The following is a 21,936-nucleotide window of genomic DNA, read 5'->3' as shown; positions in this document are numbered from 1 at the left end:
GCTGAAACATTAAAAAGGTTTATAAATCTGGAATGGTCTGAAGAATCAGTGTAGATGGTTTCCGTTTTCTCTCAAAAATTCCAGGGAGTTTTGCTGATCTTAATACTAATTTTTAGTTCGGGTTGTGGATCAGGATCTTCCTCAAAGAAAAAACCAAGAGTAGAAAATGGAATATTGGATCTAAGCAAAGATTGGGATTTTGGAAAAGAGGAACCTCTAAGTATAGAAGGTGATTGGGTGTTTTATTGGTCTCAATTGTTTTCCGAGATCAAAAATCCTTTAAAGACCGATCTAGATCTTTCTCTAAAATCAAAAGATCAAATCAAATTCGGAGATGTTCCGAATGTTTGGAATGAAAATAAAGATCAAAAGTATCCTGGGTTTGGATATGCAACTTATAAAGTTCTCCTTCGTTTAGAAAAACCGGAGACGGATATGGCAATCAAGATGTTGGAGGCTTCCACATCTTACACACTTTATATAAATGGAAAGAAAGTAATCTCAAGCGGAGTGGTTGGAAAAACTCCCGAAACAAGCAAACCTTTATACAGACCAGGAGTCAGTGAAATATTTGATTTAGGAACAGAAAACGAAATTGCGATAGAGATTTCCAATTTTGCACATTTTAAAGGCGGTCCGTGGGCAAAGATCTTTATAGGGAAAAGAAAAGATCTGGTTACAATACGTCAAAGTAACGTCAGATTAGATCTGTTTGTGGGGGGAGGACTTTTTGTTTTAGGTCTTTATCACCTTAGCTTATTTGCATTCTTAAGAAGAGAAACTTCTACTCTATATTATGGAATTCTGACGATCTGTTCGACCATTCGTATCTTGATCACTGGAGAAAGAATATTATATTCTATCTTTCCTAATTTTGATTTTGAATGGGGATATAGACTGGAATTAATATCTAGCTTTTTGATTGCCATATTCTTTCCGTTATTCATTCGAACATTATATCCGGATGAGATAAACAAAAAAGTAATTCGATTTTTAATTAGTATTGTTATCGGGTTATCTTTTATTGTATTGTTCACTCCTTTAGTCGTATATTCCAAGACTATTTCTATTTTTGGGATTTTAGTCACGATAGCTTGTTTTTATCTAGTATACGTTTTTTGGAAAGCGATGAGAAATAAGAAGTTAGGTGCAGATGTAGGCTTATTCTTCTTTCTTCTATTTTTCGTAGTTGTTGCAAACGACATATTGTATGCGAATATGATCATAAATACTGCATACTTCTCTTCTTACGGAATAGCTTCATTTTTTGTGGCACAGGCCTTTATGGTCTCTCAAAGATTTACAAGCGCCTATAAACTTTCAGAAAAACTAGCTTATGATCTAAAAGAATCCAACCAAAGATTGATCTCTTTGGATAAACTAAAGGATGAATTTTTAGCAAATACTTCTCACGAATTAAGAACTCCTTTACAAGGTATTATAGGGATTGCCGATTCTTTAAAAAGAGGAGTAGGTGGTCCATTGTCTCAATCGGTAGAAAGACAATTGGGAATGATTGTCACAAGCGGGCAAAGGCTTTCTAGTTTAGTAAATGATATAATAGATTTTTCTAAATTAAAACATAAGGACTTAAATCTAAATTTAAGAGCAGTGGATTTGTACCAAGCTGTTAATTTTACCTTGGAGTTGAATCGGATTTCTACAGATCAAACTAAGATTAAATTAGTAAATGCGATCTTACCTGAGTTTCCTGACTTACTTGCGGATGAGAATAGGCTACAACAAATTTTACAAAATTTAGTGAGTAATGCGATTAAATTTACTGAAAAGGGAGAAATCGTAGTCAGTGCTCGGATCAAGGCACTTGGGATCGCAGAGATCAGCGTTTCGGATACGGGGATTGGAATAGATCCTTCGGAACACCAAAAGGTATTCGAATTTTTTGAACAGGTCGAAAGAGGAGACGCTAAAAATAGCTCTGGCGCAGGACTAGGACTTTCAATCAGTAGAGCCTTGGTCGCGTTGCATGGGGGAGAAATTGGAGTAGAATCCAGTCCTGGACAAGGTTCCCGCTTTTATTTTACAATCCCTTTGGTTTCTGGAAAGATCCAAAAATCCGATGGAAAAGAATTAAAAAATTATAAAGAAGGGAATCATCCAAACTCAACTGTAGCCCTACAAAATGAATCCGCTGATTCAGAAAAGAATTCTAGGATCTTGGTAGTAGACGACGAACCTGTAAACTTGCAGGTAATACAAAACTATCTTTCTTTAAGAAATATTTCCTCTGTCACTGCGAAAAGCGGAATAGAAGCCCTAGAAATTTTACAAAAAGATAAGGCATTCGATGTTGTTATCTTAGATGTGATGATGCCTAAAATGTCCGGTTTAGACACGGCTAGAGAGATCCGTAAAACACTTAGCACATTGGAACTTCCTATTCTTATGTTGACAGCAAAAAATCAGGACAAGGATCTGATGGCAGCATTGAATAATGGTGCAAATGATTATCTACTTAAACCTTTCGATTTTGAAGAATTAATTTTAAGGATCAATAATTTACTCGCTTTGGCAGATGGGCACAAAAGTCGTCTAAACCAAGAAAACGAAAAAAGAGAAGCAGTTAATAACGTAAGGCAAAGGATCAATATCGACTTACACGATCACCTGGGTGGAAAACTTACTGATTTAAAATTTTTATCAGAAGAATTACTTTCTCAAAACCAAGAAGATAGACCAATCTTTAGAAAGATCAACGAAGCTGTAAATCAATCTATCTACATCTTAAGAGAACAAATGTTGAAGATAGAAGATTTAGGTTTATTATCTGAGAATTTTATCACAGGGATCAACTTAGTTTTACTCAGAAGATATTCTGATGTGGAAAGGGACTTAGAATTTGAATGCCAAGAAGAGTTGCTTCAGTTTTTTGAAGAAGAGCGGAAGGAAACTTCTATTATAGAACTTTATAGTATTGTAAATGAGATCACCAATAACGATCTAAAATATGGCCAAGGTGTAGCTAAATGGAATTTCTATTTGGAAAACGGACATCTGATCACGGAAATGAATGTAGAGTCTTCTTATCATTTGAAAAAACATAAAACAGGAAGAGGAACAGAAAATCTGATATATCGGATATCTGGCCTCGGCGGAAAAGTTGAAATGTCCTTAGTCGAAAATATGTATAAAATAAAAATAAATATCCCAGCCGGAAATTTTTCCGTAAAATAAATAAGGTGTGAATACGATCATGAAAAATTCAGATATCAAAGTAGGAATTGTAGAAAACGACGAAAGTTTTAAAGACCAGATCTTAAAAACCTTGGAATCTATTCCTGAGATAGGTGGAGTGTTTCATTGGGAATCCGCAGAATCTTTCTGGGAAGATGAAAAGGGTAGGTCCTTAGATATTATTTTTCTGGATATCATGTTAGCTGAAATGAATGGAGTGGAACTTGCTGGAAAAATATCTGCAAGAGATCCTGAGATTTCTAAAATTATGCTCTCTAATATGAATTCAGATGAACTGATTTACGAATCCTTAAAGAACGGTGCGATAGGTTATATTCTAAAATCAGAACTGAAAGATATTGCCGATGTAGTCGATACTGTCCTGAAAGGAGGAGCAATTATTACACCTACTATTGCATTTCGAGTATTGAATAGTTTTAAACAAAAGGATTATTCTGGAGAATTTAAATTGACTCCTAAAGAAAAGCAGATCTTGGATGAAATGGTAAAAGGGAAAACGATCGGAAGAGTTGCCGAATTCTTAAAAGTCAGTAAATATACCGTCCAGCATCATGTGAAGAATATATACAAAAAGCTGAATGTACATAATAGAGCAGAATTGGTGCGAAAGGCGAGCGATATAGGTTTATTACCGTAAACTAATTGGTTTTTCGCCTATAGATTACTTAGTTCGTCTAAGAATGCTACGGCAAAACTACCCGTGCCAGAAGATCTTTCTGCGGCTCTGGAACCTGCGATTGCAAAAACAGCCGATGCGGAAACTGCTGCAAGTAATGGATCTTTTTGAACACTTAAGAAGGATGCCATCAATGCTCCTAAAGAACATCCAACTCCTGTTACCTTGGTCATTAGAATATGACCTCCAGGTACAGCAATGGTCGCTTTTCCATTTGTGATATAATCTATTTCTCCGCTGACTGCAATGACCGCTCCAGTGTTGATTGCCAGTTCTTTCGCCAAATGAATTGCATCAGAAGATGAAGCAGTAGAATCCACACCTTTTCCTCCGCCTGCAGCACCTGCAAGAGCAAGTATCTCTGACGCATTTCCTCGGATGACAGTCGGTTTATATTGTAAAAGATCTTTGGCGATTTCAGTTCTATATCTAAGAGCGCCTACTGCAACAGGATCTAAAACCCAAGGAGTTTTAGCTTTTTGGGCAGCGATTGCAGCTAACTTCATTGATTTGGCATCAAAGCTATTGATGGTCCCAACGTTAATCAGCATTCCTCCCGCTATTGCCGCAAAATCGGAAACTTCTTCTTCAGCGATGACCATAGCAGGAGAAGCTCCAGCTGCCAGAAGGACATTCGCAGTCCAATTTGTTACAACAATATTCGTGATAACGTGGGTAAGAGGTGCATGTTTACGCACTTCCGCTAGATCCGATACGATCTCGGATGAAGGCCAGGTCTTTTGGATTATATCTGAGGCTGACATACTTACAATGTATACTAGTTTGGACTCGTTTAAAAAGTCGATCTATTACTCAAGAGACTCATGGCCATAGGTCGGCTAATTAACATTTAACTTAATATTTTTTGCGAATTTTTTTGAAATCGTAAGACATAGTGTAGGGATTTTTTATATGATCCGTCTATACTTATAACCATTTTTATCTAGTTTCATTAGGGAGGAATAATGAAAGGAAGGATCGCCGGCATCAATGAGAAGTCGAACAAAATGATCATACTTACTGAGCATGGATATACATTCGGAATTGGTAATGTAGAATACATGCAGTTAGATCACCTAATCACCGGTGAGTTGAGAAGTAGTGGTACCGAGATCTTGACAAATATAACCTCAGGCGATGATTTCGTGCTGGATATAGAAGCGTATGATTGTTCTAAAGAGATTGCGCTTACTCTATTGAACGCAGAATAATTTTTAGATCGATTTTGTTTTTCTAATATTATCTATTCCCGTAAATATCCGAAGCCGGGTTCTCCCGACTTCGGAAAAAGAAAATTATCTTCCGTATTTAGCAGTCAATTTTCCTTCTGCAAGTTTTAAGGAATTGATGTAAAATCCAACTAAAGCGCCGGAAGCTTCGTCATCCAGATCAATCTTATCCTTTAGTGCAAATACCTTGAAGATATAGCGATGAGGCTTATCACCTTTCGGAGGACAAGGTCCACCGTATCCAGGTTTACCAAAATCAGTTCTTCCTTGGACAGCACCAGCAGGAAGAGGTCCTTTATCGTTGCCTGCTTTTGCGGGAAGGCTTGTGACAGAGGCAGGAATATTGATCACAGTCCAATGCCACCATCCACTTCCAGTAGGAGCATCTGGATCGTATGCAGTCACAGCAAAAAACTTAGTTTCTTTTGGAGCGCCTGACCACTGTAAGTCAGGAGAGTTATTTTCTCCGGAACATCCGAATCCTGAAAATACATGAGTGTTAGTGATTGTTCCTCCTTCTTTGAGGGCGGAGCTAGTGACCTTTAAGTCGCCGGCAAACGCGGATCCAGCAAAGAATAAAACACAAAGTAATATACCGTTTTGAAACGATAGGAATTTCTTCATAAAACCTCCGAGTTCTACGCGTTGCAGAATAACATCGGAAATCTAACTATGCATTCCAAATTTATGAAAAAAAGGACCTTATGTCCGGACCCGATCAAGGATTGTGCCGTTCCGATCACGACTCGCTTCCCTCCTTAACATTGTGGGAGAATATCCGAATCTGTCCCGAAATCGGACCGCAAATCTGGATGCGGAATCGTATCCTACTTCCCTTGCGATCTCTCCTATACTTCTATCCGTTGACTGCAATAGGGAAAGAGCAAATGACATTCTGACATCGATTAATATTTCAGAAAAGGAAGAAAGTTCCGAAGAAAGTCTTCTTCTTAAAGTAGCCTCGCTCATTTCTAAACGATCAGCAATTTCAATGGCGGACCAGTCTTTTGCAGGACTTGCACTCACGAAGGATCGAACCTTTTGCGAGGTACCTTCAGCAGAAGGTAACTTAAATTTTCTACCATATTCTCCTAGCCAAATCAATATCTCAGTTGCTCTATGGATCGCAACCTGTTCAGAAATTAATCTATCTGTGGTAATAGATTCTCTTGCGAGTTGAAATGCGTCTGAAAATCCAGAAAGTATATTAGAAAAAATAAATGCAGATTCTATATCTTTCAGGTTTTGATCGTTTGGTTTATAATTTCGGATCACATTTGGATGGAATGCAATCCATGCCGCCTCGAATTCCCCATTATCAGGCCGATTGATCACATCGAATGCTTGGCCTCCCGCAATCGCTACAGCCTCTCCAGATTTGATATCCAATTCAAGATCGTTCTGTTTTAGACTTTTGATCCCTTTTTTGACAAATACAAGGGTGGGTAGATCTGTAATAACTCTGGAAAGATATAATTCTCTTCTTTGGATCACTGTGGCCGAGATTCCGACCCCTTCTTTTGATATGATGGAACGTTTCATAGGTTTTCTTGGGTTTTGTCTTAGACTGACTATTTTTAAAGGAATGGCAAGATTTTTGTTTTTTGCTTTTCGTATTTTTAGGTGAAGATACTGTTCAACTCGTATATGAAATTCTATCTTCTTCCTACATTCATCATATTAAATTTTTATTATTGCGCGAGCGTAGAATATCGGGATCCAGGTGAGGCCGCAGGCACAAAACAATGGGGGGTCCTGGAAGTTAGAGAAACTGTGCAGAATATGAGCGTCTCACTTTCCGATTTTTATAAAAAGGACTCAATTAAGGGTTATATCGAACTCCAAAAATTCAAAAATAATACTTCCGAACATATAGAGACTAAAATTTTAGCAAATGAGATAGTTACAAACTTAACCTCTAATAAAATCCCATTTGTGGATACCTCTCAAAGAAAAGCTTCTTTGGATGAGATCAGTTTGAATAAATCAGGAATTACGTCGTCCGAAACCAAATTGGATTTTGGAAAATTGAAATCCCCAAGTTACCGTTTAAGCGGTGAATTAAATGATTTAGTGAATTATGAAAATGGGAAGAAGATCCAATATATACTGATCACTCTTCGTTTAACTAGTGTGGAATCGAGTGAGATTGTTTGGCAATCTGATAAAAAGTTTTTGAAAGTCAGTAATATGGAAGGTTATGGACTTTAGTTTCCTGTTTTTACATCCGGATAAAAACCAAAAGTAACCGGAATTTTTCCAAAGGTAGAAATTTGTAAAATTTCCGTTCCGGATTGTTTCTCCTTTATTTTAGGAAATCTTAAATTAGATTTAGAAGATCCAAACCAAAGATATTCGGGTAAAAAACGGACATATCTGTAATTTGCTGAAATATCTATATCTTCCGCAAATTCTTTCTTAGAAGTCTGGATCGATCTATCTATCCATTTTGCAGCCAGCTTAACTCCGGATATTGCGATAACTAAACCGATAGCTCCTATCTCATTTGAATGAATTTCCAATCCTAAATACATGATTCCTCCTCCTAACGCAACTATAACGCTTCCCACTGCGATACTCCCTGCGATTTTTGCTGCTAAGATGGATGCTTGTTTAGTTGTGCTAAGAGTAACTAATTGAAAATATTTAGAATCATCAATAATCTCATGAATAGAATTATCTCTGTCTAGATGTCTTTGATACCAATTTTGGGTAGAAGGGCTTAAGTGTAGTTTGTCCTGATTTCCTTCCAGATCAACCCAAGAAAGTTCACTTCTTTCTCCCTTAAATTGAAATCCTAATTTTCTGAGCCCTCTTACCAAATTTAAGTTTGTTTCAGGATCCATAAAAGGTTCTGGCCCAGGACCTCCGAATACTAAAAAGATATTTTGGGGAGCCTGCTCTGAATAAGCATATTGTCTAAGCCAACCTGATTTTGGAGAAAGCCTTAACGCGGCTCTTAAATCTACTTTTGCCTCCTGCCAATCCCCGCATGCAGTCCAAAGAGAAGCGAGTAATATCCTTAAGTTAGGATCATCAAATTGACCTTCTGCACTCCATTCTCCATTTAATAAGTTAGAAGCGTATCTTGCTTCTACTAAAGCTTCTTCGTATTGTTCCTTCTTTGCATAATAAAGACCTAATAGAATATGAAGGAAGATAACTTCTGCCTCGGATGCATAATAACCTTCAGGAGTTTCCGAATAGAAGAAGGAACGTAATTCTCTGCTCGCACTAAATCTGAGTCTGGATTTGTTCTCTTCTGCGATATCTTGCAGTTTTGAGATATCGTTCTCTTGGGTATAAAAACCTAGGATAGCTTTTTCAAGAGCTGTAATAAAAGTCCCTTTCTCTCTTGAGGGGAAACTTTCTAAGGCTGATTTGGGATTTCCTTTGGCCCATTCTTTTTTGGCAGGTGCATAATCTTCTCTTTTCAAAAGAGAAGAACAGGAAACGCAGAAAGATAAAAGTAGAAGAAGAATGCTACCTAATTTCCGGAAATTTTTCGCCATACGGTAGTTAGAAGTAATAGGGTGGGGACATTAGATGGGAAGAAGAAAAAGATATATTTTTGCATTTTCTTTCGTTTAAATAAGATACATTTTATAGAATAAACTGTCTGAAATTTCTATCTAAATGGATTCATTTTATCTTCTGGAAATTTATTTTCGTTTTATTGTACTTCACTCTATATGATTTCTTTGAGATCCTTCGTTCTTATTAATTTCCCAAAAGAATAAAAAAGTATTTCCCAATTTTGTTACTTATCGAATACCAACAGGAACGAATGTTTCAGGCTATTTTGGTACATTTAATTTGTTTAATATGCTTATAACTCATTAAAATATATTAAACGGATCTATTTCGATATCTATATCCCTTTTTTGTTTCTAAACGATAAATAAATATAAGGGAGCGAAACATTCAGCTAATCAGGAGTTTTTTATATGGCTGAAAACAGCATTCCGCAACATTCTTTGGGAGATAGCGCAGCTCGTAAGCTTGCAAATACAACTAAAACAAATGCACAGTATGATTTAATCACTCCCCGCTGGTTGGTTCGTTTATTGGATTGGAAACCTTTAGAGTCCGGAACCTTAAGAGTGAACAGAGTAAAGGACAATACCTCTGTCGAAGTTGTTTGCGGACAAAAAGACGAACAACCTCTTCCTGAAACTTTCGTAGACTACGAAGAAAAACCAAGAGAATATACATTAAGTGCAATATCCACTGTGCTGGATGTTCATACCAGAGTTTCAGATTTATTCAGCAACCCTCACGATCAGATTCAGGAGCAACTTAGACTTACTATCGAAAGTGTTAAAGAGCGCCAGGAAAATGAGTTAATCAATAATGAAGATTACGGACTATTGAAGAATGTTCATAAAAAGCAAAGGATCCAAACTAGAAAGGGAGCTCCTACACCGGATGACCTGGACGAACTTATTTCTAAAGTTTGGAAAGAACCTTCTTTCTTCTTAGCACATCCATTGGCAGTTGCAGCTTTCGGTAGAGAATGTACCCGTAGGGGAGTTCCGCCGGCTACTGTATCTCTTTTCGGAGCGCAATTCTTAACTTGGAGAGGACTTCCTATTATTCCTACGGATAAACTTTTAGTAGGAGGAGAAACTGCTCCTAAGACTCCAGGTGGGACAACTAATATTCTTCTTTTGAGAGTCGGTGAGAAGAAACAAGGTGTGATTGGATTATATCAGCCTGGATTACCAGGAGAACAAACTCCAGGCCTATCTGTTCGGTTTATGGGGATCAATCGTTCTGCAATCGGTTCTTATTTAATTTCTCTCTATTGTTCTGCCGCTGTTTTAACCGAAGATGCTATTGCGGTTTTAGAAAACGTGGATGTAGGCAATTATTATGAGTACAAGTGATTTTTCTCCGGAACTTCCAGGAGAATTTTCGAATTGGAAGGATTCGCCACCTATAGATCCCAATTTGATCGCAGAATGGTCCAAGAATATTTTCGGACCTCTACCAAGCAGGTCTAACGTGGATGAATTGGTTCTTTCTTCTTCTAAAATCCCAAATGAGATTCCATCGAATACCCAAGGGATTATTTCTCGGGCAGAAGCCACTTCCGGAGAAAATTCTTGGACTTCGAATTCTGGGACTGGGTATACCAGAGTTCCGGATCTAGGATTGTCAGGCGTTGGAGTTCCTATATTTCCCGGAGGATTGAATATTCCGGGTTCCGGACTAGGTTTGCCTGGACAGAATTCTCCATTCTCTTTTTTAGATGAATTTAGATCCTTCGATTCAAAGGCCCAGAATATTCAAATTTCGGATCCTTTTAGTTTCAACCCAAGCCTTATTCCTTCTGTAGATATTTCTTCAGGGAATTTTGATCTGAGTTATGCCAGAAAAGATTTTCCAATCTTAGAAGAAAAGGTGAACGGTAGAAATTTAGTTTGGCTGGATAATGCAGCTACCACTCATAAACCTCAGGAAGTAATAGATAGGCTTTCTCATTTTTACAAACATGAGAATTCAAATATTCATAGGGGAGCTCATACTTTAGCCGCGAGAGCGACTGATGCGTACGAGGCTGCAAGGGAGAAGGTAAAGGGTTTCTTGAACTCTTCTTCTACCGAGGAGATTGTATTCGTTAGAGGTGCTACTGAAGCGATCAATCTAGTAGCCCAGACTTGGGGAAGACAGAATATCGGTAAAGACGATGAGATACTAATCTCTTGGCTGGAGCATCATGCAAATATTGTTCCTTGGCAGATGTTATGTTCTGAGAAGGGAGCTAAACTAAAGGTAATTCCAGTAGATGAAACTGGACAGATCATCTTAAGTGAATACCAGAGATTGCTCACTCCTAAAACTCGTATCGTTGCATTCACTCAAGTATCTAATGCATTGGGAACAGTCACTCCGGCTGGGACAATGATAGAACTGGCACATAAACAAGGTGCCAAAGTATTATTGGATGGTGCCCAAGCAATATCACATATGCCAGTCGACGTGCAAGCATTGGACTGCGATTTTTATGTGTTCTCCGGTCACAAGGTGTTTGCTCCAACTGGAATAGGAGTCTTATTCGGTAAGAAAGAAATTTTGGATCAAATGACTCCATGGCAAGGCGGAGGAAATATGATCCAAGATGTAACTTTTGAAAGAACCGTTTATCAACCGGCTCCATTTCGTTTCGAAGCAGGGACAGGTAATATCGCAGATGCAGTAGGTTTAGGTGCGGCGATCGATTATCTAAATAAATTCGGAATGGTCCGTATTGCGGAATATGAACATTCTCTTTTGGAATATGGAACCAAGGAGCTGAACAGGATTCCTGGCCTAAAGATGATTGGAACTGCACCCGAAAAGGCTGGAGTATTATCTTTCGTGTTGGAAGGTTTTAAAACAGAAGATGTAGGTAGATATTTAGCTCAAGAAGGAATTGCGGTCAGATCAGGACATCATTGTGCGCAGCCCATTTTGAGAAGATTCGGATTAGAAAGTACTGTCAGACCTTCTTTAGCATTTTATAATACTTGCGAAGATATAGATGCTCTTATCAGAGCTCTTTATGATCTAAAGGGCGGAAGGACTTCCGGCCCTCTATGAGGGTCGGATCCGGAAATAAGTTCGAATCAATCTTCTTTAGATAGAAAAATCGATCACATTGTCTAGTTCTTTTGAATTTCTTACCCGGATCTCGTTTTTCTGATACACTACAGAATAAGGAGGGACACTTTGGGTGAGCCAAGTATTTCCTCCTATGATACTATTTCTTCCGATGACTGTATCCCCGCCCAGTATGGTTGCTCCTGCATAGATAATCGTATTTTCCTCGATTGTAGGATGTCTTTTAATACTTGCGAGGTCCTTACTGACAGAGAGTGCTCCTAAGGTCACACCTTGGTAAATTTTAACATTATCTGCTATCTCTGAAGTTCCCCCGATTACGATTCCGGTTCCATGATCCATAAAGAATGATTTCCCTATTTTAGCTCCTGGATGAATATCAATCCCAGTCTTTTCGTGAGCAAATTCACTTAGCATTCTCGGAAAGATCGGGATTCTTAGACGATGTAACACATGTGCAACTCTATGAACTGCAATTGCATAAAAACCTGAGTAGGCGAGTATAACTTCTTTGACACTTTCTGCTGCGGGATCTCCCTCATAAGCAGCGATTGCATCTTTCCAGATAAGATCATATAGTAAGGGTAATTCTTTTTTAAATTCTGAAAGTACCCAATTGATCTCAGGACCATTGGATCCTATTATGTACGGCTGCAACTTCTTCTTTGCGTCTAAAAGAAAACGAGAGATACTATCTTCTACCTGAGTTCGATCTCTAAAGTTTAGATCAGAGAAAAATCCAGCAAAAAGAATATCGAATAATTCTTGGACGAATTGTCCAGCGACCTGTCTCCCTCCATATCGATGAGGATCTTCATTCTGTTTTTTGAATATAGAATCTAAAAAGGTTCGATAGGTATCTTCCAAACTTGGCTCGATTTGAGGTGTTCCATTCGTTTCTTGGATTCCCATTTGATTCTCCTAACAGATTGCTGAAGGAATGAAATCTGTTATAATAGATATATTCTATCTATATTTCTATTAAATCTATTATTATTTTAATATATTAAATATAATTCTGCTTTAATCGTATTAATTTGATCTTAATGTTTAATTATATAGGTTAGTTGGTTAATATACTCTTCTCTTTTGATTACTTGGGTTCGTTTTATTGGATTTTTTTGATGCTATGGCGAAACTCTTTTGGAGACTTTTACTATTCAAGGTCCAGGGAGGCAAAGAAATGCAGAAAGGTTTTGTCCGAAGTAAGTATTCTATTTTTATAATATTCTTACTATTTGTTTTTGGGAGTGGGGAGGTTTTGGCGATTGATGGATTATACTTCAACGCGATTAATTCAAGATATTTAGGTCTTGCTGGAGCAGGCTACGCACTTGGTGGTTCTCCCGTGGATGTTGCTTTGAATCCGGCGAATTTATCTTTGGTCAAAGGTAAAAAATTAGAATTTGGTTTGGGTGCTTCTCTTATCCAGAACAGATACAGAGACCGTTTCCAGGATCCGAATCCAGAACTTGTATATGAAAATGATAAAACGACTAATGTAGTTGGTCCTGGTCCTTATATTGCTTTTAAACTTCCAGTTAATGAAAATATAAATTATGGAGTCACATTTTATGTTCCGGGTGGAGCTTCCGGCGGAGTTGATAAGATCACAAGAAATACTCCTACTGGAGAATCTGTGAACCAATGGGCAGATGTAAATTTACCCGGACCGCTTGGAAATTCAAAACAGATCAAAGAATCTAATTCGAATACATTCGCAGTGTTTAAATTAGTAAATGGTCTCTCTGTTAAATTCGGAAATTTATCTTTAGGCGGAAGTGTGGAACTTGCTTATGGAACCCAAAAATTAAATCAGAAATATTATGATATCACAGGCAATATTGAGATCCCTGGCCAAGGATATTATTATGAAAGTTCTAAAAATGCATTCGCAGTAGGTGGGATCTTAGGGGCGAATTATTCTTTTTCCGATTCTTTCCGTGTTGCGTACGCATATCAATCTCATGTAGGAATTCCACTAAACGGCGGATATAGCATTGGTACAAACGATCCGAATTATTATCGCAAGACAGGCGTTTCTTATACTTTCGATCTTCCAGAAAAACATGTATTTGGATTCGCATTTGGACCTGAAAATCTAAAATTTGCATTGGATTTCGTATATACAAATTACGGTTCGTATTTGAGAAAAGCCAACCAAACTTTAGAAGATCCCTGGCTTCCTACTCCTTTGGGAAAAACAGGTTCTGCAGACGCACATTTAAATTTCAGAGACCAGTGGGCGGCCATTTTGGGGGTGGAATATAAGGCATCTTCTTCCTGGATACTTAGAGGAGGATATTCTTATAATTCTCCATTAGTAAAAAGTAATGCTTTAGGTGGCACTACTGGTGGATTTTTCTCACTTACTGATATTGTTTCTGCTGGTTTCAGCTATTTGTTCGACAGCTGGAGTTTGGACGTGGCGGCAAGTTATAATATTCCTAGGAAGACGATAGAAGGTGGAAAGGGAACCGACTGGGATCTTTCTCACGCAGTAGGAAATGTAGGTAATGCGAACTTAACCGGATATTCCTATAATGCAAGAGCCGGAATTCCATCTTTCAGCATTGGGGCTGTAAAATCTTTTGATTGAGATGATAAGAGCCTGTCCCATAAGGTCAGGCTCTTGAAGCCCGTGGCTTGGTATTGATTGATAACCTATGTTTTTGGACGGACTATAAGGCAATAGGAGCCGGTTTTGCCGGCTTTCTAAAGAAAGGTAAGCTAGTTAGGACTTATCTATTCTTTCTAAAGAAGAATTTAAGTCCTTGTCCGTTTTTCGGTCTTAATAAACTAAATTTCTCAGTTGTTGGAATACGGAACCTGAGTGAGCTCTTATATAAAGAGCATAACTGGTAGTTAATATACTCAAAACAAGTGGTAGAAATTTAAAAAACTTATTTTTCGCAAAAGAGAATAGGACAAACGCAGGGAATACTCCTACAATTGGGATTAACGATCCTATAAATAGGAAAAGATAAAATACCCAAAAGGAGGCCATTTCTTCCTCTTCCGGTCTTCCTGTTCTATATTTGATTGGTTTCTGGGGCTGGGCTCTTGAATGAATCACGACGCCGCCCGGTTGGGTTCTCATTCGGTATTTTTGATCCGACTTCTGGCTTCTATTATCCATTCCTTAAGTGTAGATCTTTTTGGATAAAGGATCAACCCGATTCAGAATATTCTAAAAATAAATAGAATATTCCAAAAATTGAAATTTGATCGAATTGAGCGAAATCAGTTAAAAAAAGATATTTAAGAATCAAATAGAATTAAGAGCCTTCGATAAGGTTGGAATTCCTACAAAAACGTAAGTTTTCGTGATTTATCAAATGAGAGGAGATCAGGACTGCAATTCTATGATCATTTTAGTTCCACGATCTAACTCACTTTCTGCGTAAATCCTGCCATTTAAAGCTTCTACTTGGGACTTGGTGAGAAAGAGTCCAACTCCTCTTGCTTCTGGATGTCTATGGAAAGTTTTATGTAAACCAAACAGTTTGTTTTGGTATTTTTTCAGATCTATTCCTAATCCGTTGTCTTCGACAATCAGCAAATATTTACCTTCCGAAATTTCTGTCCGGATCTCTATCTTAGGGATTCGGTGAGCTGATCTATACTTAATAGAATTTGAAATTAGGTTTAATAAAATACTTTCTAAATATGCTTTATCGTATTCGAATTCTTCTAACGAAGAGAAGTCGGAGCGGATCTCCGCAGAAGTCTCTAGTAGCTGGCCTTCTAAAATCCTAACTATCTTTTTTAGAACGGAATCAAATCTGACTGTTTCGATTTTACGTTTGGTTCCTTCTTGAATTTTTAAAACTTCTACCAGACTGTCCAAGGTTTCTTGTAAATAATCCACTGAGATCTTGAATTTTCCAACTAAGGAGTGGATTTCATCTTCCGATTGGGCTTCTTCTATCAATTCTACTAGTGAAATCAAATTGCTTGTGGGTGCTCTTAAGTTATGAGAAGTGATATGAGCATAATTTAGAAGTTGTGCATTCTTTCTGCCCAATTGGTCTGCTAAAATTTCTAACTGTAATTTTGTATCTTCCAGTCTTTCTAAATATTCTTGAGCACCTGATACGTCTGTACCTATTCCTAAAAAGCCCAATAGTTTAGAATCATACCCCTTAACGGCAGTGATGATCATTTGCGCAGGGAAAACGGTCCCGTCTTTTCTTCTGTATTTCCAGATCCTGGAATCGTATGATTCTCTTTTTGCAACCTCACTGAATATATCGAAACCTTTAACTTCTTTACTATAAAGTTCGCTTAACTCTTTGCCTCTTTTAATTGTATCTTCTTTATCATGGAGGATTTCTGGCGTAAATTTTCCGATCAGTTCTTCTTCAGTATATCCAAATAAATTTTCTGCCCCCTTGCTAAAAACTGTGATCACTCCTTTTAGATCCGTTTTTATAATCGCGACCTGGGTTGCCGAATCCAAGATCTGTTTCATCTCATAGTTGATTGCTATTAATGATTGTTCTGCAATTTTCTTTTCCGTGATATCTTCTATTTGAGAAACAAAATACAAAAAATTATCAAATTTGTCTCTTACAGAAGAAACACTTAGATTGATCCAGATAATGGACCCGTCCTTTTTAAAATATCGTTTTTCCATTTTATAGGATTCGATCTCTTTATCTAGGATCTGTTTCACATAGTTTAGATCTTTTTCTAGATCTTCAGGATGGGTGATATCTTGAAAGGTGAGGGAATAAAATTCAGTTTCTGAATATCCTAACATTTCGCATAACTTTCTATTTACTTTTAACCATTTTCCTTCCGATGAGACCAACGCCATTCCGATCCCATTGCTTTCGAACGCCCCTCTGAACATAAGTTCGCTTAAAGCGAGGCTTTCTTGGTTTTTTCTAAATTCTTGGTCTGCAACTTTGATTTGAGTAATATCCCAATTTGTTCCGATCATTTGGATCGGATTTCCTTCTGAGTCTCTAAACACTGCAGCGATTGCTTTGATATAATGAACAGATTTGTCGGGCCAGATGATCCTGAATTCAGTATCGAATTCTTTTCTTCCGGCAACTGCATTATAAAAATCTTCTATAGCTCTAGTCTTATCTTCCGGATGAAGCGACCTCTCCCAAGCCTCATATGCTCCCGAAAATTCGGTTTTAGGAACTCCATACAAATAGTACATTCCTTCGTCCCAGACTAAAACATTTTTGATCAGATCTAAATCCCAGATCCCTACATTTGCCGCTTTGGTTGCAAGTTTTAATCTTCTATTACTCTGTCTTAGAGATTCACGATCAGCTTTAGGTTTTGTGATTTCTTGGAGAAAGAATATAAATTTACCAGGCGTTTGTGCAGAAGTTTCTACGTAACGGACTCCTGCCTTGAAGTAAAAAAATTCTCCATTTGAGCCAGCTATTTTTATTTCGAATACATCTGGATTTTCTCCGTTTTTGGCAGATCCAATTTCACCTTCTAATTTTGCTCTGTCTGCGGGGTGGAGCTTTGTAAGGAAGAAAGAAAGAGAGATTTCAGATTCGTTTAAGCCTAAACGTTTAGAGAGTTGGGAAGGAATCTTGCAGTTACTTATATCTTCTGTTTCCCAGACATATGTGTCCAGAAGTTCAGATAAAAAACCTAAGGTTTGGTTTGTTCCGAGTTCTTCTTTTTGAGGCATACCGGTTAAAACTCGGGTAGATGGAATCATAGACGTAAGATTTAGGAAGTCAACACCAAACAAAAAAGTTCTTTCTGTAATATGGATCTAGTTTCTTATTTAGGCATGTCTGATCTCCCATTGATTACAAATATTTACGACGTCGTAGGTGGTAAAATTTTTCAGATCACTATGAATCGCCCGGAAGTTCATAACGCAGTGAATAGGGAGATGGCGGATCTGTTTGTGGAAGCATGGAAAACTTTTCAAAAAGATCCGGAACTTACTGTTGCTATTTTGCACGGAGCAGGTGATAAGGCATTTTGTTCCGGCGCGGATCTTTCCGGTTTAGATAAAATGGCAAATCTGTATCTAAATAAAGAAGAAAGAGAAGAATATGCTAAGAATGATCCTGGTCCTTTAGGTGGATCAAGGATCATTCAGAAAAAACCTGTGATTACTGTATCTCATGGTTATACTTACGCAGGCGGTTTGGAATTATTTTGTCATGGTCATATTCGTATCGCAGAACCTCAGGCAATTTTCTCCGTTGCTTGTAGAAGATGGGGAGTTCCTCTTGTAGATGGAGGTACTGTATATCTTCCAAGATTACTTGGTTTTGGATCGGCATTGCCACTAATACTAACAGGACAAAGGATCCGGGCTGATAGAGCTTACCAGCTTGGCCTGGTATGGGAACTTGTGAAAAAAGGAAAAGGTTTGGATAGAGCATTTTCCTATGCCACCCAACTTTGCAGGCAGCCTAGAGATGCAATGTTTGCCGATCTAAGTTCTGCTTTAGAAGGTTGGAATCTTTCTTTAAAAGAAGCATTAACTCTAGAGGCCAGAAATACTTTTCCTGTAATGGAGAGTAAAAGCACCAAAGAAGGTGTAAAACGTTTCTTGGATGGGGATCGTTTTTGGTTTCGTTAGATTAAATCAAACTTCAAACATTCTCTATTTCTGAAATTGTATTGTTGATTCCGAAGAATAGTGATCTAATCCTAAAACCATTGCGGTTCCTTATCAATCAGATATTGTTTGGAAAAATCTATCTGCCATAATATGGAGAATGTATATGCGAACTAAAAACAAGATTTTGATCTTACTATTGGTTCTATCTTCGCTTGGTTTTGTAAATTGTAATACGTATAACGATTTATACGGAACCGGTGGGGATGATAAGAATGATAAAAAGAATTGTAGTGCAGCAGCTGCATTATACTTAACCTGTTCTAACGAAAACCCTGGATATGCAAATACTGCATGTTCCTCTCAATATCTATTGGCTGCAGCAGCTTGTGGTTACGGTGGGGGAAGTGGAGGCGGCGGGGGAGGTTACTGAACCTTCTCCCCATATTCAAAAGGCGGATCTATTTTTGATAGATCCGCTTTTTCGTTTATTTTCGTTCAGAAAGAATTTCTACATTCCATTCTTTTAAATTAGTTAAAACATAATCTAAAAGTGCTGCCTGAGCCTTTTTGGAATCCTTAGTATCAATCTCCGGGCCGAATTTCATATGGATCTTTCTGTCCCTATAAAGGCTACCTAGATCTTTCCAGATTTTACCGTTTTCCCAAAAATCCGTTTTGATTGCAAATGGAACTACCGGAACCCCTGCTCTGGAAGCAAGCTTAACAGCAATCGAATTGAATTCTGCAGGATTAAAGGTTCTAGTTCTTGTGCTTTGAGGAAACACTACGATAGAGACTCCTTTTTTCAAAAGATTTGCACCTTCTTCCAATACCTTGACTAAATCCTCTCTTGGATTGTCGCGTCCCACTGCGATCGGGTCTCTACTTCTCATGATAGGGCCGAAATAACCCTTTATTAAACTTTCCTTAACTACATAGGTAAGCCTTCTATGAGGCACTAAAAAATAAGAAAATACGAATGTTTCCAAAACGCTCATGTGGTTTCCTGCAAAAACAACAGGTCCCTTCGGAGATACAACATTCTCTAAATTTTCAATTTGAAATTTTCCTTGGCAGCCTTCGATTAAGTCTAAGATCCCACCTGATAATTCTATCCAACGAGGATCGTAAAACTTTCCTTTTAGAACATTCTGTCTTGCGACTATGATCTGGCGGAAGTATCCATACAAGAATGTAAGATCAGAACCTAGTAAGAGCCGATCTAAAAGCCATCTTCTGCGATTTGGAGGTGTGATGTATCTCAGGCTTACTCCTTCTCGTAGTTCAATCCTGCGTCCTAGTTCTTCCTTGGTTAAGTCGTATATCCCTGTTTTCAAGGCTGAATCAGGGATCTTAACTACAGGCGTTATGATCTTATCATGAATGGATTCTGTTAAACTCACTCTAGGTTCCTTTTAGAAGCGAAAGAATGACGAACATATTAATTTTCCCCGAATTCTTTTCCAGCTAATAAAAGGTTTTTTTAAGATCTATTGTGCAGAGCACCGTTGCAAAAATTTTGGGGAGAAGGTCACCAATTCACTTCCAAAAACGGTTTTTCTACTTTACGTTTCTGTTCGAAATCCAGGATCTCTTTTGCATTTTTGAGAGTGATATCAATATCGTCTAAGCCTTCTCGGATCCGATTTACGGAAGCAGAATCCAAATGAAAGAAAAACGTTTTATCTCCCGCTTGCACTTCCAAATTCTCTAGACTGATCCTGATTTGGGATCTTGGATTTTTAGAAACCCATTCATTTAAATATGAGATCTCCTCTTCTTTCAAACGAACTAATGCGATCCCGTTTTTTGCAGAATTAATAGAGAATATATCTGCGAAAGAAGGGGCCAAAATCGCCCTGAATCCGAAATCGGAAAGCGCCCAAGGAGCATGTTCTCTACTCGAACCACAGCCAAAATTTTTTCCTGCAATAAGGACACTTGCGTTCTTAAATCCTTCCTGATTCAAAATGAATTCAGGATTTGGGATATTACCTTCTAAGTCAGAATATCTCCAATCATGAAATAGATGTTTTCCGAAACCTTTCTTATCTATCAATTTCATAAATTGTTTAGGAAGAATTTGATCAGTATCAATATCCTCTCTTGGAATAGAGACTGGGACTCCTGTATGTATTGTCCAAATTTTTGAGCTCATGCCAATTTCCTCACATCTGAAAATTTTCCGGTCACTGCAGCAGCAGCTGCCATAGAAGGACTTACTAAATGAGTTCTTCCTCCTCTTCCTTGTCTTCCTTCAAAGTTTCGGTTAGAAGTAGAAGCGCATCTTTCTCCCGGTTTTAATACATCATCGTTCATCGCAAGACAAAGAGAACAACCAGGTTCTCTCCATTCGAAACCTGCTTCTTTGAAAATTTGATCCAAACCTTCAGATTCTGCCTGACGTTTTACTGATCCAGAACCTGGAACCACCAAAGCCTGCACTCCAGGAAAGACTTTTTTTCCCTTTGCAACTTCTGCAGCAGATCTCAAGTCTTCTATCCTTGAATTTGTGCAGGAGCCTATGAATACCTTATCGATTTTGATCTCGGAGATCGGAGTTCCGGGTTTTAAACCCATATACTCCAAAGCATTCATAGCAGTTTCCTTTGCTCTGGCATCATCGAATTTTTCCGGATCAGGAACTACATCTCCAATAGATAAAGATTGAGATGGATTAGTTCCCCAGGTAACTTGGGGTTCTATTTTAGAAATATCTAATTCTATAATTTCATCATAGACCGCGTCTTTATCCGTGAAAAATGTTTTCCAATATTCGACAGCTTGATAGAAACTTTCTCCTTTTGGGATCAGTTTTCTATTTTTCAGATAATCGAATGTGATCTGGTCGGGTGCGATCAAACTTGCCCTTGCGCCTGCTTCTATGCTCATATTACAAATGGTCATCCTTCCTTCCATGGAAAGGGATTTGATCCATTCTCCTGTATATTCCATAGTGAAACCTCTTCCGCCCGAGGTTCCTATTTTGGAGATCAATTCCAAGACTACATCTTTTGCAGTGATCCCGAAACCAGGTTTGCCAATAAAACGGACCAACATGGATTTTGTTTTTGCCTGTTTTAAAGTTTGGGTTGCGAGCACATGTTCTACTTCGCTTGTTCCAATACCGAAAGCTAATGCACCGAATGCTCCATGAGTTGCAGTATGAGAATCACCGCATACAATCACTGAACCTGGTATAGTAAATCCTAACCCTGGACCTAATACATGCACAATACCTTGTTCAGGATCTTCCGGACCAAATAAACGAATTCCAAAGTCCTTGCAGTTTTTTTCCATTGTATCGATTTGCAATCTGGAAACAGGTCCTGCCGCATCTCTATTCTTGCGATCTCGTGTAGAAATATTATGATCTACAACTCCGAATGTGAGATCGGTCCTTCTTACATTTCTATTCTTAGTTCTTAAACCTTCGAAAGCCTGGGCGGAAGTCACTTCATGAAGAATATGACGGTCCACATATAAAATGGATTCAGAGTCAGAATTCTCAGAGATCCGGTGGCTTTCCCAAATTTTATCGTATAGAGTTTGTCCCATATTTCCCTCTTGTTAAATAAGGTATCAAACTTACTGATATAATGCAAATAAATTGGTTTTATAAAATATATAACTAAAAGTTATAT

General features: G+C 38.0%; 19 protein-coding genes. 9 read left to right on the top strand and 10 right to left on the bottom strand.

The window, feature by feature from the left end:
* Positions 1-54 precede the first annotated feature (54 nt).
* Positions 55-3,195, top strand: coding sequence for an ATP-binding protein (locus B1C82_RS18370; protein ID WP_086449035.1), 3,141 nt, complete (start codon positions 55-57; stop codon positions 3,193-3,195).
* 19 nt (positions 3,196-3,214) lie between these two features.
* Entirely contained in the window at positions 3,215-3,853 is a 639-nt protein-coding gene (locus B1C82_RS18365) for a LuxR C-terminal-related transcriptional regulator (protein WP_086449354.1), read from the top strand.
* Positions 3,854-3,870: 17 nt separating this feature from the next.
* Here the strand turns inward: B1C82_RS18365 and thiM are convergent, their stop codons facing one another.
* Complete coding sequence (gene thiM / locus B1C82_RS18360; protein WP_086449034.1) at positions 3,871-4,656, bottom strand: hydroxyethylthiazole kinase; 786 nt, start codon at positions 4,654-4,656, stop codon at positions 3,871-3,873.
* 201 nt (positions 4,657-4,857) lie between these two features.
* Between thiM and B1C82_RS18355 the strand changes: the two genes are divergently transcribed.
* Positions 4,858-5,103: a hypothetical protein gene (locus B1C82_RS18355; RefSeq protein WP_086449033.1), complete on the top strand. Its 246-nt coding sequence runs from the start codon at positions 4,858-4,860 to the stop codon at positions 5,101-5,103.
* Positions 5,104-5,187: 84 nt separating this feature from the next.
* Here B1C82_RS18355 and B1C82_RS18350 read toward each other — a convergent pair whose 3' ends face one another.
* Both B1C82_RS18350 and B1C82_RS18345 read right to left on the bottom strand, forming a co-directional pair.
* Positions 5,188-5,745, bottom strand: a complete 558-nt coding sequence (locus B1C82_RS18350; protein ID WP_086449032.1) for a YbhB/YbcL family Raf kinase inhibitor-like protein — start codon at positions 5,743-5,745, stop codon at positions 5,188-5,190.
* 78 nt (positions 5,746-5,823) lie between these two features.
* Positions 5,824-6,663, bottom strand: a complete 840-nt coding sequence (locus B1C82_RS18345; RefSeq protein WP_086449031.1) for an AraC family transcriptional regulator — start codon at positions 6,661-6,663, stop codon at positions 5,824-5,826.
* A gap of 105 nt (positions 6,664-6,768) precedes the next feature.
* Here B1C82_RS18345 and B1C82_RS18340 point away from each other — a divergent pair, with 105 nt between their 5' ends.
* Entirely contained in the window at positions 6,769-7,332 is a 564-nt protein-coding gene (locus tag B1C82_RS18340) for a penicillin-binding protein activator LpoB (RefSeq protein WP_086449030.1), read from the top strand.
* Here B1C82_RS18340 and B1C82_RS18335 read toward each other — a convergent pair.
* Positions 7,329-8,633, bottom strand: a complete 1,305-nt coding sequence (locus tag B1C82_RS18335; RefSeq protein WP_086449029.1) for a COG3014 family protein — start codon at positions 8,631-8,633, stop codon at positions 7,329-7,331. The two genes, B1C82_RS18340 and B1C82_RS18335, sit on opposite strands and share 4 nt — an antisense overlap.
* Before the next feature lie 435 nt (positions 8,634-9,068).
* Here B1C82_RS18335 and B1C82_RS18330 point away from each other — a divergent pair, with 435 nt between their 5' ends.
* Together B1C82_RS18330 and B1C82_RS18325 are read left to right on the top strand one after the other, a co-directional pair.
* Complete coding sequence (locus B1C82_RS18330; protein ID WP_086449028.1) at positions 9,069-10,010, top strand: family 2A encapsulin nanocompartment shell protein; 942 nt, start codon at positions 9,069-9,071, stop codon at positions 10,008-10,010.
* The gene (locus tag B1C82_RS18325; RefSeq protein ID WP_086449027.1) at positions 9,997-11,706 is read left to right on the top strand and encodes a family 2A encapsulin nanocompartment cargo protein cysteine desulfurase; all 1,710 of its coding nucleotides are present in this window, start codon (positions 9,997-9,999) and stop codon (positions 11,704-11,706) included. The genes B1C82_RS18330 and B1C82_RS18325 overlap by 14 nt, the downstream gene beginning before the upstream one ends.
* A gap of 36 nt (positions 11,707-11,742) precedes the next feature.
* Here the strand turns inward: B1C82_RS18325 and epsC are convergent, their stop codons facing one another.
* Positions 11,743-12,639, bottom strand: coding sequence for a serine O-acetyltransferase EpsC (gene epsC / locus B1C82_RS18320; protein ID WP_086449026.1), 897 nt, complete (start codon positions 12,637-12,639; stop codon positions 11,743-11,745).
* A 271-nt stretch (positions 12,640-12,910) separates the two neighbouring features.
* On the opposite strand from epsC, the gene B1C82_RS18315 reads away from it, so the two are divergent.
* Positions 12,911-14,326: an OmpP1/FadL family transporter gene (locus tag B1C82_RS18315; RefSeq protein ID WP_086449353.1), complete on the top strand. Its 1,416-nt coding sequence runs from the start codon at positions 12,911-12,913 to the stop codon at positions 14,324-14,326.
* Between the two features lie 192 nt (positions 14,327-14,518).
* On the opposite strand, the gene B1C82_RS18310 is transcribed toward B1C82_RS18315, so the two are convergent.
* Both B1C82_RS18310 and B1C82_RS18305 read right to left on the bottom strand, forming a co-directional pair.
* Positions 14,519-14,827, bottom strand: a complete 309-nt coding sequence (locus B1C82_RS18310) for a hypothetical protein (protein WP_086449025.1) — start codon at positions 14,825-14,827, stop codon at positions 14,519-14,521.
* 249 nt (positions 14,828-15,076) lie between these two features.
* Positions 15,077-17,398: a sensor histidine kinase gene (locus B1C82_RS18305; protein ID WP_086449024.1), complete on the bottom strand. Its 2,322-nt coding sequence runs from the start codon at positions 17,396-17,398 to the stop codon at positions 15,077-15,079.
* Positions 17,399-17,479: 81 nt separating this feature from the next.
* Between B1C82_RS18305 and B1C82_RS18300 the strand changes: the two genes are divergently transcribed.
* Together B1C82_RS18300 and B1C82_RS18295 are read left to right on the top strand one after the other, a co-directional pair.
* Positions 17,480-18,310 (top strand): enoyl-CoA hydratase-related protein, encoded by an 831-nt coding sequence (locus B1C82_RS18300; protein WP_086449023.1) that lies wholly within the window; start codon positions 17,480-17,482, stop codon positions 18,308-18,310.
* A gap of 145 nt (positions 18,311-18,455) precedes the next feature.
* The gene (locus tag B1C82_RS18295; RefSeq protein WP_086449022.1) at positions 18,456-18,722 is read left to right on the top strand and encodes a hypothetical protein; all 267 of its coding nucleotides are present in this window, start codon (positions 18,456-18,458) and stop codon (positions 18,720-18,722) included.
* A gap of 55 nt (positions 18,723-18,777) precedes the next feature.
* Here the strand turns inward: B1C82_RS18295 and B1C82_RS18290 are convergent, their stop codons facing one another.
* The 3 genes from B1C82_RS18290 to leuC all read right to left on the bottom strand — a co-directional run bounded on the left by B1C82_RS18290 (position 18,778) and on the right by leuC (position 21,850).
* Positions 18,778-19,695 (bottom strand): lysophospholipid acyltransferase family protein, encoded by a 918-nt coding sequence (locus B1C82_RS18290; protein WP_086449021.1) that lies wholly within the window; start codon positions 19,693-19,695, stop codon positions 18,778-18,780.
* A gap of 128 nt (positions 19,696-19,823) precedes the next feature.
* On the bottom strand, positions 19,824-20,450 hold the full coding sequence (leuD, locus tag B1C82_RS18285; protein ID WP_086449020.1) for a 3-isopropylmalate dehydratase small subunit: 627 nt from the start codon (positions 20,448-20,450) through the stop codon (positions 19,824-19,826).
* Positions 20,447-21,850, bottom strand: coding sequence for a 3-isopropylmalate dehydratase large subunit (gene leuC / locus B1C82_RS18280; protein ID WP_086449019.1), 1,404 nt, complete (start codon positions 21,848-21,850; stop codon positions 20,447-20,449). The genes leuD and leuC overlap by 4 nt, the downstream gene beginning before the upstream one ends.
* Positions 21,851-21,936: the final 86 nt, after the last annotated feature.

This window comes from Leptospira venezuelensis, assembly GCF_002150035.1.
Classification (GTDB): domain Bacteria; phylum Spirochaetota; class Leptospiria; order Leptospirales; family Leptospiraceae; genus Leptospira_B; species Leptospira_B venezuelensis.
The sequence above is the reverse complement of the archived record's forward strand: the minus strand, read 5'-3'. Positions and strand labels throughout refer to the sequence as shown.